The following is an 11845-nucleotide window of genomic DNA, read 5'->3' as shown; positions in this document are numbered from 1 at the left end:
CGGCCCGCACCTGCTGATCCTCGACGAGCCGACCAACCACCTCGACATCGAGAGCCGGCAGGCGCTGGTCGAGGCGATCAACGACTACGAGGGCGCAGTCATCCTCGTCAGTCACGACCGCTTCCTGGTCGAGGCCTGCGCCGACCGGCTGTGGCTGGTGGCCGACGGCTCGGTGCGGACCTTCGACGGCGACATGGACGATTACCGCCGCCTGATCCTCGCCGGCCCCGAGCGCGAGGCCGCGCGCGACGAGGACGCCGCCGGCGGCCGCCAGGCCGAGGCGCGCCGCTCGGCGGTCGAGCGCCGCGCCGCGCTCGCCCCCTTGCGCCGGAAGCTGGAGGGCCTGGAGGCGCGCATGGACAAGCTCACCGCGGCCATCGCCAAGATCGACGCGGCGCTCGGCGACGGCACCGCCTTCCGGCAGAACGCGGCCAAGGCCGGCGAGATCTCCAGGATGCGGGCCGACGCCGTGGCGGCGCTCGGGGCGGCGGAGGAGGAATGGCTGGCGGTGAGCGGGGCGATCGAGGGGGCGGCGTGAGGCCGTCGGCCCTCCTGCGCCGGACCGCCCCTCGACAGGACGCCTCCGCTCCACGATACCAAGCGTCGCCTTGCGTCCGGGCGGCGCCGGTCGGGGCATGACGATGGCTGACGTTGTCGTGCCGGTTGCGAGGGTGCCGGAGACGTCGTCGGCCGCGATCCCCGACACGATCGTCGCGATCCCCGTGCGCAACGAGGCCGAGCGCATCGCCGCCTGCCTCCGCGCCATCGACGCCCAGGCCGGCCTGCGGCCCGGCAGCCTCGGCCTCGTGCTGTTCCTCAACAACTGCACCGACGACACCGCGCGGATCGTCGCCGACCACGTGCCGCGCCTGTCGGTGCCGGTGCGGGTGATCGAGACGGTGTTCGACGGCGCCCATGCCGGCTGGGCGCGCCGCGCGGCGATGGATGCGGCAGCCGCGTGGCTGGGTGCGTCCGGCACGATCCTCTCCACCGATGCCGACAGCCGCGTGCCGCCGACTTGGGTCGCGGCCAACCTCCGCGCGCGCGCCGCCGGCGCCGACGCGGTCGCCGGCCGCGTCGAGCTCATCCCGGAGGAGGCCGCCCTGCTGCCGCCGGCGCTGCGCGCCCGCGGAAAGCTGGAGGATGCCTACGATGCGCTGCTGACCGAGGCGGAGGCGCGGATCGACCCCGACCCGAACGACCCCTGGCCCTGCCACCGCACCACCATCGGCGCGACGCTCGGCGTCGGCCTCGACGCCTACGCCCAAGTCGGCGGGATGCCCGAGATCCCGCTCGGCGAGGACGCGGCCTTCGTGGCGCGCCTCCGCGCGCAGGGGTTTCGCGTGCGCCACGACCCGGCGGTGATGGTGTTCGTCTCCGCCCGCCTCGCCGGCCGGGCGCCGGGGGGCGTCGCCGACACCATCCGCGCCCGCTGCGAGGACCCCGGCGCGCTCTGCGACGCGCGGCTCGAACCGCTGCCGCGCGCGCTCGTCCGCTACCTCTGGCGCCGCCGGCTGCGGCGCCTGCACGCGTCCGGCCGGCTCGGGACGACGCGGGGCTGGGCGCGCCGCCTCGCGATCCCGCCGGAGGACGCCCGCCGGATCGCCGCGATGCCCCTGCTCGGCCAAGCCGTCGCCGAGGCCGAGCGCGCCAGCCCGCGGCTCGGTCATCGTCCGATCGGGGTGCGGGACCTGCCCGGCCAGATCCGCCTCGCGAAGGCGGTGCTGCCGGCGGTGCGCGCGTGGGCCGGCCTGCGCGACGCGTGGCGGACGGCCCGGACGCGGCCGGACGTCGCCGGGGTTCCGGCACCGGAGGCGGCGGAGTAGGATCGGGCCCGGCCCGTCGATGCGGGTGGTGCGCCCGAGGCCGCTGGCGGCGCGGGCGGGGCCGTGCCAAGGCTCGTCCCCGCCCCGAGCCGAAGGCTCCGGCGCATCGCCCGTCCGGGAAACGCTCCGTTGATGCGTTTGCGATAGCACCGCCTGCCAGGAAGGGATCTTCGCCCGGACCCCATGACCGCGGACCCCATGACCCCTGCCGCGTTCATCGAGAAGTGGAGCCGGAGCGAACTCCGCGAGCGCCAGGGTGCGCAGAGCCACTTCAACGACCTCTGCGCGCTCATCGGCGAGCCGAACCCGACCGATGCCGACCCGCTCGGCGCGAGCTACTGCTTCGAGCGCGGCGCCACCAAGGTCGGCGGCGGCGACGGCTGGGCCGACGTGTGGCGCCGCGGCTGCTTCGGCTGGGAATACAAGGGCAAGCACAAGGACCTGAGCGCGGCGTTGCGCCAGCTCCAGATCTACGCGCCGGACCTGGAGAACCCGCCCTACCTCGTCGTCTGCGACATGGAGCGGATCGTCGTCCACACCAACTGGACGAACACGGTCCGCCGCACGCTGACCTACGGCTTCGACGACCTGCGCGAGCCCGCCCGCCTCGACGAGTTGCGGCAGGTGTTCTCCGGGTCAGAGGCGCTCAAGCCGGGCCTGAGCCCGCAGGAGCTCACCGCCAAGGCCGCCGCGCGCTTCGGCGACCTCGGCCGCCGCCTGCAGGAGCGCGGGCACGAGCCGCAGGCGGTGGCGCACTTCCTCAACCGCCTGATCTTCTGCCTCTTCGCCGAGGATGCCGAGATCCTGCCCAAGGGGCTGTTCACGCGCCTGATGCTGGCGCTCTCGCGGGTGGCGTATTTCAAGCCGGCGCAGGCCAAGGCGCAGTTCGACGGCCTGTTCTCCACGATGCGCACCGGCGGCTTCTTCGGCGCCGACGTGGTGCGCTGGTTCAACGGCGGCCTGTTCGACGACGCGCAGGCGCTGCCGCTGGAGCGGGCCGACCTCGACCTGCTCGCCGGCACCGCCCGGGAGCACGACTGGTCGAACATCGACCCGGCGGTGTTCGGCACGATGTTCGAGGAAGCCCTGAAGACCACCGGCCGGCGCGCCGCGCTCGGCGCCCACTACACCGACCGCGAGAAGATCCTGAAGATCGTCGAGCCGGTGGTGATCCGGCCGCTGGCGGCCGAATGGGCGGCGGCGCTCCCCGCCATCCGGGGCGAGGCCGACGCGATGGATGCCGCCGACGCGGAGCGCAAGGCCGTCCACGAGGCGGCCGCCCTCGCGATGGAGGCGGGCGCCGCCGCCTACCGGGCCGGCGAGGCGGGCCGCCGCAGGGCGCTCGCCGACATCGCCAAGCGCCGCGACGCCGCGCTCGCCCGCGCCACCGCGCTCCGCGACGCGTTCCTCGCGCGGCTGGCAGCCTTCCGGGTGCTCGACCCGGCCTGCGGCTCGGGCAACTTCCTGTACGTCGCCCTGCATGCGCTGCGCGACATCGAGCTGCGCGCGCTGCTCGACGCCGACCGGCTCGGCGTGCCGCAGGTTCCGCCCCGCGTCGGCCTCGACGCCGTCCGCGGCCTCGAGATCGAGGCGTATGCGGCCGAACTCGCCCGCGTCACCCTGTGGATCGGCAACCTGCAATGGGAGCGCCGCAACGGCTACACGGCCTACGTCGAGCCGGTCCTGCACGCCCTCGACACGATCGAGCACCGCGACGCCCTGCTCAACCCGGACGGCACCGAGGCGGCGTGGCCGCCGGCCGACGTGATCGTCGGCAACCCGCCGTTCCTGGGCGGCAAGCGCCTGCGCGACGGCCTGGGCGACGCCACCGTCGAGCGGCTGTTCTCCGCCTATCGCGGCCGTGTGCCGGCGGAGGCGGATCTGGTCTGCTACTGGGTGGAGAAGGCGTGGCGGGCGGTGGGCGGCCCGACGGGCACGGACGGCGTCGGCGTCCGCAGGGCCGGGCTGGTGACGACGAACTCGATCCGCGGCGGCGCCAACCGGCGCGTGCTGGAGCCGATCGCGGCGGCTGGCGCGATCCGCGAGGCTTGGTCCGATGAGCCTTGGGTTCTGAAGGGTGCGGCCGTCCGGGTGTCGATGATTGGCTTTGGAGTAGGTTTTGACGGGCTTCGTCTCAACGGAATGGCTGTGACCCGGCTGAACGCCGACCTGACAGGTTCAAGAATCAACCTTGCAATGGCGAGGCGGCTGAATGAGAATCGCGAACTCGGCTTCCAAGGCCCCGTACTGATCGGCTCCTTTCAAGTTCCGGGAGATATTGCGCGTGGATGGCTGAAATTACCACTTAATCCAAATGGATATGGTAATCGTGAGGTTTTGTATCCAATACTTAATGCGTCGGACATCGCGCGAAGATGTTCGGATAGATGGGTGGTGGATTTCTTCAAACGTGATCAGGCCTCTGCTTCACTTTTTGAGGCGCCGTTCCAGTACGTGTTGAATGAAGTTCGCCCAGAAAGAATCAAAAATCGCAGGCAATGGCGTGCCGAGCAGTGGTGGAGACACGGAGAGAGCGGGGACGGCTGGCGAAGTGCATCTGCCAAGCTCAATCGTTATCTAATTACACCACGAGTTGCAAAATACAGGCTATTTATTTGGGCAGATAAGACTGTTTTTCCTGATTCTGCAACAGTTTCGATTGCTAGGGACGACGATGTATCTTTTGGCTTTTTACAATCAAATATTCATGAAATTTGGTCAATAAGACTTGGAACATCGCTCGGTGTCGGCAACGATCCGCGCTACACACCCTCCACCACCTTCGAGACCTTCCCCTTCCCCGAAAACCTCACCCCCGACATCCCGGCGGCCGACTACGCCGACGACCCGCGCGCCAAGGCCATCGCGGAGGCCGCGGCCGAGCTGAACCGCCTGCGCGAGAACTGGCTCAACCCGGCCGACCTCGTGCGGATCGAGCCGGAGGTGGTGCCGGGCTATCCCGACCGGGTCCTGCCGAAGGACGCGGCGGCGGCGGCCGTCCTGAAGACGCGCACGCTGACCGCCCTCTACAACGCGCGGCCGGCCTGGCTCGACAACGCCCACCGCCGCCTCGACGCGGCGGTGGCGGCCGCCTACGGCTGGCCGGCCGATCTGACCGACGACGCGATCCTGGAGCGCCTGTTCGCGCTCAACCAAGCGCGCGCCGCCGCCGGGCGATAGGGCGCCCGCGGTCACGCCGGCCGCCTGCCGCGCCCGGGCCCCGGCGCGCCGCCCCACAACCGCGCCGCCGACGGGCCGATGTCCTGGCTCATCTGCAGGGCGGCGAAGCCGGCATTCACCCGGTCGATGAAGGCGACGAAGTAGGCGAGCATCGGGAACGGCAGGATGCGCCCCGTCACCGTGCGCAGCGTCGCGCGCGCCGATCTCCGCCTGAGCCATGTCCCGTCCGCTTCCGGTCTCGTACCGGCGCGGTCGGCGGTCGGCCATCCCGCCCGCGCCGGCCGGACACGAGGGCGACGTCGCGCGGCGCCCGTCGGCGGCGATCCACGGGCGATGCCCCGCGACTGTGGCACGCAAGCCGCGCGGCCGCGAAGATTGCAGGTCCAGGGTTGCGGGTCCTGCGAGAAACGTGTGAGCAGGATCGAATGTAGCTTTCGTCGGTCAAGGGGTGCGGGGGGACGCATGTTCGACATCGCCGACCTTCGACGCGCGCGCTACCGCCTGTCGCAGCTCGCCGCGTTCCGCCGGCAGCCCGCGGGCTCGCCGCGCATCCTGGTGATCGGGGTGTGCCAGGGTGCGGCGATCGCGCGGGCGATGCGCTTCCTCGTGCCGGAGGCGGAGGTGACCTTCGTCTCGTCCTTCAAGGCGGCGCGGCGCTTCCCGCGGATGCGGGACCTGCTGGCGGAGGCCGACCGCCACGACCGGGTGTTCTCCAACATCTATCTTCCGCCGTTCCGCGACGGCGGCACCATCGAGGCGTTGCGCGCCCATCCGCGCGCGATGCTGATCCCGACGATCGTCTTCTCCGCGTTCCATCCCGATCTGGTGAACCTCGGCCGGCAGGATGCGTCCCGCCTCGCGCAGTTCGTCTCCGGCCCGATGGGCCATGCCCATTCGGGCCTCGCGCTGTTCGGCTATCACGCCGGCCTCGCGCCCGCGCAGGTGCTGCGGCTGTTCTCCGAGCCGGTCTACCGGCGCCTCGGCTACCTCGACGGCTGGGCGGCGTCCGTCGCGCACCTGCGCTCCCTCGGGGAGCAGGCGGGGTACGACCTCGACCCGCTCCTCGTGCGCTGGGCGCGGCGCGGATGCTTCATGCACGCCAACAACCACATCAAGATGCACGTCGCCGCCGACCTCGCCCGGGGCCTGCTCGACAGGGCGGGCATCGCCTACGGCGCCTGCGACCTCGACGCCTACCTGCCCGACGACCTCGGCGCCTTCGGTAGCTGGCCGGTCTACCCTGAGATCGGCACGTTCTACGGGGTGCCCGGCAGCGCGCTGTTCCTCAAGGCCGCGACGCCGCGCACCGGCCCGGCCCGGACGATGACGCTCCCGGTCTTCATCGCGAAGAGCTACGAGTCCTATGCCCGCCGGCGGCCGGAGACCCTGGTCTGCAGGACGGTCGATGCGTGGCTTGCCGACCGCGACGTGTCGTCCTTCCTGCGCGCCGCCGCCGGGGATGCGCTCAGACCGCCCGCGACGCCGGGCCGGATCTCGGCGCTCCCGGCCGACCCGACGAAAGCCGGACTGCGCACGGCCGCCGGGTGAGGGCGCCCGTCGCCGCGGCAAGGCAACGTTCGCCGAGCCCCCCACGTTGTCGCCTCGGCGATCCACCTTGAGGCGAGGCGATGGCGCACAGACCCCACACCGTGCTGCCGCCGGCCCTGCCCGGCCACCGCGAAGTAATCGACACCGACGCGGGCCGGGTGAGCTTCTACGGCTCGGCCGAGGCGGACGGGGTGCCGCTGCTCCTCGTGCACTCGATCAACGCGGCGGCCAACGCCTACGAGGTCCGCCCGCTCTACACGCATTACCGCGGGCGGCGCCCGGTCTACGCCCTCGACCTGCCGGGCTACGGCTTCTCGGAGCGCGCGCCCCGGCTCTACACGCCGCGCACCATGGCGGATGCGATCCACGCGGTCGCCGCCGCGATCCGCGGGCGGCACGGCGGCGCACCCCTGGACGCGATCGCGCTCTCGCTCTCGGCCTCCTACCTCGCGCGCGCAGCCGTCGAACGCCCGCAGGACTATCGCGGACTCGGCCTGATCAGCCCGACCGGCTTCGACCGCCGGCTCGCGGGCCGCGGACCCGACGGGGGCGTCCGCGGCAGCGCGAGGGTGCGCGCGATCTTCGATTCGCGCGTCCTCGGCCGGCCGCTGTTCGCCCTGCTCGTCAGCCGGCCGAGCATGCGCTTCTTCCTGGCCAAGACCTTCGGCTCGAAGCGGATCGACGAGGGCCTGTTCGCCTACGACTACCTCTCGGCCCACCAGCCCGGCGCGCGGCACGCGCCGTCCTGCTTCCTGTCCGGCCTGCTGTTCCCGACAGATGCCACCACCCTCTACGAGGCGCTGACGCAGCCGGTGCTGATGCTGCACGGCACGCGGGGCGATTTCGTCGATTACCGCGACGCCCCGCGCTTTGCGGAGCGGCCGAACTGGCGGATCGAGAGCCTGCCGACCGGCGCCTTCCCGCATTTCGAGGTGCTGGACGCGGTGACCGCCCACTACGACGCGTTCGTCGCCGGGCTGCGCTGACGCGCGCGTCCGCGCCCGCGATCCGCAACGTCGCGCCGCTCAGTGGACCCGCCAGCGGGACTCGTAGCCGGCGAGCCGCGCGAGGCCCTGCGCCGCGGCCTCGGCCCAGTCCGCCGGGGCGCTGCGCCAGGCCGGCGGCGCGTGGAAGTCGAACCGGCGCATGGTCTCGCGCATCAGGAGCGCGACCTGCGCTTCCGTCTCGGGCGGGATCGGCCGGCCCGCCCACTCGTTCGGCGCGCGCGCGGGCGCTGCGGCCACCACGCGGTCCCAGGACGTGCCCCAGGCGAGTTCGGCGAAGCGTTCGCAGGAGCTTGCGAACCGCTCCGCGATCTCGTCGCGCAGGTCCGGTGCGTCGCCGCGGAACGGCTCCGGGTCGAGCCCGCGCGACCACGCCGCCTGATCGAGCACGTGCCCGACGCGGCGCGGATGGCCTGCGACCTGCCGGTGCACGCGCAGCCGCCGCAGCCGCCGCGACGCCTCCACCGCGAGCGGGCCGGGGCTGCGGTTGGTCACGGTCCGCAGCGTCTGCGCGTCCATCATCGGGCCGAGCCGTTCCGTGAGACCGAGCGCCGCGACGAACCGCTCCACCAGCGTGGCGTCGGAGCGCGCGTCGCGCAGCGGCACGGCGGTGACGGGTCCGTTCGCCGCCCGCGCCCACGGCGCGATCAGCGCGCGGTAGTCGAGCCGCCCGGAGCGCCGGTGCGCCCGCGCGTAGCCGCGGAAGCTTCGCGTTTCCTTGACCAGTTGGGCGCGGTGGGCATAGGCCGAGTTCAGGAACTCGAACGGCGGCTTGACCGCCATCGCGACCTCCATCGCGAAGCCGCGGCGGGCGAAGATCGCGGCCAGCGTCTCCGGCGCGCGAAAACCCGGCCGCTGCACGGAGAAATCCTCGTAGGAGAGGATCACGGTGTCGGCGTCGGTCTCGGCCAGCGTCCGGTCGAGGCGTTCGAGGATCGTGCGGCGCTGAGCCCGCGGGCGGCGTCCGTCCAGCGCCTCGCCGAGGCTCTGGTGGTTCACGTCGGCGCCGTCGGGCGCCCCGGGCGGCGCCAGTTCCGGATAGAGCAGGCCGGCCCGCCCCAGCCGCGGGCGCAGGGTCGCGAGCACCTGCTGCAGCGAGGTGGACCCCGTCCGTGGCATTCCGATATGGATGATCGCGCGACGCATCGTCATCGCCTCCTCGTCCTCTCTCCGGCCGGTGCGGACGATCCGCCCGGCTCCCCGTCCCCTCGCATTCGTATCGGTTCCGATGATCGACCTGACGCTCGAGGCCGCCCGGACCATCGTTGCGACCGCCCTGGAGGCGGCGCGGGCGCGCGGCCTGAAGCCGCTCGCGGTGGTCGTGTATGACGCCCGAGGGTCTCTGAAATGTGTCCAGGTGGAGGACGAGGCGTCGCTGCGCCGGCCCGAGATCGCCTCGGCCAAGGCCAACGGCGCCCTGGCGCTCGGCCTCGGCTCGCGGGCGATCCACGCCCGCGCCGAGGCGCAGCCCTATTTCGTCGCCGCCGTGAGCCACCTGGTCGGGCCGGCGGCGCTGGTTCCGGTGCCGGGGGGGGTGCTGATCCGTTCCCGCGAGGGCCGCCTGCTCGGCGCGGTCGGCATCTCGGGCGACACCTCGGACAACGACGAGATCTGCGCGGTCGCCGGCATCGAGGCGGCAGGGCTGAGGCCCGAGACCGGCGCCTGAGCCGATGCGCCTGCCGCGCCGCGACTGGCTGAGGGGCGCGGGCGCCCTCGCCCTGGCCGGGCCGGCGCGCGCGCACGGCGCGTCCGAGGCGGAGTACCGCCGCGGGAACGACGCCGACCCCGAGACGCTCGATCCCCACCGCTCCTCGACGGTCGCCGAGGCGCATATCCTGCGCGACCTGTTCGACGGTCTGCTGACCTACGACAACCACGGCGCCATCATCCCGGGCGCCGCGGAATCCTGGCGCGTCTCGGACGACGGGCTGACCTACGCGTTCACGCTCCGCGCGGACGGCCGCTGGTCGAACGGCGATCCGCTCGCGGCCGAGGCCTTCGTCTACGCGCTCCGCCGCATCCTCGCCCCGGACACCGCTGCGAAGTACGCCGAGGTCCTGTTCCCGATCCGCAACGCGGCCGCCGTGAACCGCGGCGCGGCGCCGGTCGCGGCGCTCGGCGTCGCGGCACCCGATGCGCGCACGGTGACGATCGGGCTCGAGGCGCCGACGCCCTACCTGCTGGAACTCCTCGCCCACCAGACCGCGCTGCCGGTCCACCGCCCGTCGGTGGAGCGTTACGGCGACGGCTTCACCCGGCCCGGCAACCTCGTCTCGAACGGACCCTACCGCCTCGCCGAATCCGTGCCCAACGACCGCATCGTCCTGGCGAGGAACCCGCATTTCCACGCGGCGGACGCGGTCGCGATCCCGCGCGTCGCCTTCGTGCCGACGCCGGACCTGTCGAGCGCGGTGCGCCGCTACGGGGCCGGCGAGCTCGACTCGCTCGCCGACCTGCCCGGCGACCAGATGGCCTCGCTCAAGCTGCGCTTCGGCGATCAGGTCGTGCTCGGGCCCGCGCTCGGCCTCTACGCGCTCGCGGTGAACACCCGGAAAGCCCCGTTCGACGACGTGCGCGTCCGCCGCGCCCTGTCGCTGGCGCTCGACCGCGAATACCTCGCCGAGGCGCTGTGGGGCGGCACGATGAGCCCGGCCTACGCCCTCTGCCCGCCCGGCCTCGACAACTACCGCGCGCCGCCGGAGACCGACGGGCGCACGAGCCTGCCGATCGACAACGAGGAGACGGCCGGCCGCCTGCTCACGGAAGCCGGCTTCGGCCCCGGGCGCCCGCTGCGAATCGAGTACCGCTTCAACACCGGCGACAACAACCGCAACACCGCGGTCGCGGTGGCCGAGATGTGGCGCGGCCTCGGGATCGCGACGCGCTTCGTCTACACCGACGCCAAGACCCACTTCGCGTACCTGCGCGACGGCGGCGACTTCGACGTCGCGCGCATGTCCTGGATCGCGGATTATTCCGACCCGCAGAACTTCCTGTTCCTGCTCGCCACCGGCAACGACGGGATGAACCCCGGGCATTGGTCGAATGCGGCGTACGACCGGCTCCTCGCGCAGGCGGCGGCCGAGCACGACCTCGCGGCCCGCGCCGAGGTGCTCCATCGTGCCGAGGCGATCGTGGTGCGGGACCTGCCCTGGATTCCGATGATGCACACCCGCTCGAAGGCGCTGATCTCCCCGCGCCTGCACGGCTACGTGCCGAACCTGCGCAACGCCACGCCGACGCGGTTCCTGCGGCTGGAGCGATGAGCGCCGTCCCGTCGGGTCGAGGCCCGCTCACGGCGAAGCGCGATGCGGCGGCGGGCCTTGGCGCAGGCGCCTTCCCCAGGGTGAGGAGGAGATGAGGGGCGTGACCCATCCGGATGCGGCACGCCCCTCACCCCAGCCCTCTCCCCCTGGGAGCGGGTGCCGCGATGCGCTTGCCGCGCAGCTCCGAACGACCGCGGCCCGCCCGTGATCGGCTACGTCCTGCGCCGGCTCCTCCAGGCGATCCCGACGCTGTTCGTGGTCATCGCCGCGAGCTTCTTCCTGATCCGGCTGGCGCCCGGCGGCCCGTTCGACCTGGAGCGGCCGCTGGCCCCGGCCGCGATGGAGAACCTGCGCCGCGTCTACGGCCTCGACCAGCCGCTCCCCGTGCAGTTCGGGCGCTACCTCGCGGCGCTGGCGCGGGGCGACCTCGGGCCCTCGTTCTCGTTCCGCGACCTCGGCGTCGCCGACCTGTTCGCCCGCGGCCTGCCCGTCTCGATGACGCTGGGCGCGCTGGCGCTGGCGCTGGCGCTCGCCCTCGGGATCGGCCTCGGGGCGCTGGCCGCCTTGCGCGCCGGCGGATGGGTCGACCGCGTCGTCGGGCTGACGGCCTCGCTCGGCCTCTCGGTGCCGGGCTTTGTCGTCGCGCCGCTGCTGCAGATCGCCTTCGGGCTCACCTTACGCTGGCTGCCGGTGAGCGGCTGGGAGGGCGGCGCGCCCGCCCACCTGATCCTGCCCGTGATCACCCTGGCGCTGCCGCAGGCCGGGGCGATCGCGCGGCTGACCCGCGCGGCGATGGCGGAGGGCCTGCGCGCGCCGCACGTGCGCACGATGCGCAGCCTCGGCCTGCCGCCCCGGCGCGTCGCCCGGCACGTGCTGCGCGGCGCGCTGCTCCCCGTCGTCGCGATCCTCGGGCCGCTCTCCGCCTCGCTGCTGACCGGTTCGGTGGTGGTCGAGACGATCTTCGGGCTGCCGGGCATCGGGCGCTACTTCGTCGAGGGCGCGCTCAACCGCGACTACACCC

At 72.9% G+C, this 11845-nt stretch carries 8 protein-coding genes and 2 pseudogenes; 8 read left to right on the top strand and 2 right to left on the bottom strand.

All coding sequences use genetic code 11. The features are described 5' to 3' along the window. The 3 genes and pseudogenes from ACFE86_RS17390 to ACFE86_RS17380 form a co-directional block, all read left to right on the top strand. Positions 1-538, top strand: a pseudogene (locus tag ACFE86_RS17390) (ABC transporter ATP-binding protein); the annotation flags it as partial. A gap of 103 nt (positions 539-641) precedes the next feature. Continuing rightward, positions 642-1826 (top strand): glycosyltransferase, encoded by a 1185-nt coding sequence (locus tag ACFE86_RS17385; RefSeq protein ID WP_375456580.1) that lies wholly within the window; start codon positions 642-644, stop codon positions 1824-1826. 198 nt (positions 1827-2024) lie between these two features. After that, positions 2025-5006: a class I SAM-dependent DNA methyltransferase gene (locus tag ACFE86_RS17380; RefSeq protein WP_375456579.1), complete on the top strand. Its 2982-nt coding sequence runs from the start codon at positions 2025-2027 to the stop codon at positions 5004-5006. A 44-nt stretch (positions 5007-5050) separates the two neighbouring features. On the opposite strand, the pseudogene ACFE86_RS17375 reads toward ACFE86_RS17380, so the two are convergent. Continuing rightward, positions 5051-5194: pseudogene (locus ACFE86_RS17375) on the bottom strand (MFS transporter); the annotation flags it as partial. Between the two features lie 274 nt (positions 5195-5468). Here ACFE86_RS17375 and ACFE86_RS17370 point away from each other — a divergent pair. Continuing rightward, positions 5469-6554 carry a WcbI family polysaccharide biosynthesis putative acetyltransferase gene (locus ACFE86_RS17370; RefSeq protein ID WP_375456578.1) on the top strand — a complete coding sequence of 362 codons (1086 nt, stop codon included), beginning with the start codon at positions 5469-5471 and terminating at the stop codon, positions 6552-6554. Positions 6555-6634: 80 nt separating this feature from the next. Further along, entirely contained in the window at positions 6635-7540 is a 906-nt protein-coding gene (locus tag ACFE86_RS17365) for an alpha/beta fold hydrolase (RefSeq protein WP_375456577.1), read from the top strand. A 39-nt stretch (positions 7541-7579) separates the two neighbouring features. Here ACFE86_RS17365 and ACFE86_RS17360 read toward each other — a convergent pair whose 3' ends face one another. Next, positions 7580-8710: a hypothetical protein gene (locus tag ACFE86_RS17360; RefSeq protein ID WP_375456576.1), complete on the bottom strand. Its 1131-nt coding sequence runs from the start codon at positions 8708-8710 to the stop codon at positions 7580-7582. A gap of 76 nt (positions 8711-8786) precedes the next feature. On the opposite strand from ACFE86_RS17360, the gene ACFE86_RS17355 reads away from it, so the two are divergent. From ACFE86_RS17355 to ACFE86_RS17345, 3 genes are all read left to right on the top strand, one after another. Continuing rightward, entirely contained in the window at positions 8787-9224 is a 438-nt protein-coding gene (locus ACFE86_RS17355) for a heme-binding protein (RefSeq protein ID WP_375456575.1), read from the top strand. Between the two features lie 4 nt (positions 9225-9228). Further along, positions 9229-10824, top strand: a complete 1596-nt coding sequence (locus ACFE86_RS17350) for a peptide ABC transporter substrate-binding protein (RefSeq protein WP_375456574.1) — start codon at positions 9229-9231, stop codon at positions 10822-10824. 204 nt (positions 10825-11028) lie between these two features. Then, the coding region (locus ACFE86_RS17345; RefSeq protein ID WP_375456573.1) for an ABC transporter permease at positions 11029-11845 on the top strand (817 nt) is incomplete at its 3' end.

Source organism: uncultured Methylobacterium sp., from assembly GCF_964244095.1.
In the GTDB taxonomy this organism is placed as follows: Bacteria; Pseudomonadota; Alphaproteobacteria; order Rhizobiales; family Beijerinckiaceae; genus Methylobacterium.
The sequence above is the reverse complement of the archived record's forward strand: the minus strand, read 5'-3'. Positions and strand labels throughout refer to the sequence as shown.

What these genes read in the sequence shown, in the direction of transcription:
- ACFE86_RS17365 (WP_375456577.1), top strand. Translation starts at nt 6,635, where the DNA reads ATGGCGCACAGACCCCACACCGTGCTGCCGCCGGCCCTGCCCGGCCAC.
- ACFE86_RS17350 (WP_375456574.1), top strand. Translation starts at nt 9,229, where the DNA reads ATGCGCCTGCCGCGCCGCGACTGGCTGAGGGGCGCGGGCGCCCTCGCC.
- ACFE86_RS17355 (WP_375456575.1), top strand. Translation starts at nt 8,787, where the DNA reads ATGATCGACCTGACGCTCGAGGCCGCCCGGACCATCGTTGCGACCGCC.
- ACFE86_RS17380 (WP_375456579.1), top strand. Translation starts at nt 2,025, where the DNA reads ATGACCCCTGCCGCGTTCATCGAGAAGTGGAGCCGGAGCGAACTCCGC.
- ACFE86_RS17385 (WP_375456580.1), top strand. Translation starts at nt 642, where the DNA reads ATGGCTGACGTTGTCGTGCCGGTTGCGAGGGTGCCGGAGACGTCGTCG.
- ACFE86_RS17370 (WP_375456578.1), top strand. Translation starts at nt 5,469, where the DNA reads ATGTTCGACATCGCCGACCTTCGACGCGCGCGCTACCGCCTGTCGCAG.
- ACFE86_RS17360 (WP_375456576.1), bottom strand. Translation starts at nt 8,710, where the DNA reads ATGACGATGCGTCGCGCGATCATCCATATCGGAATGCCACGGACGGGG.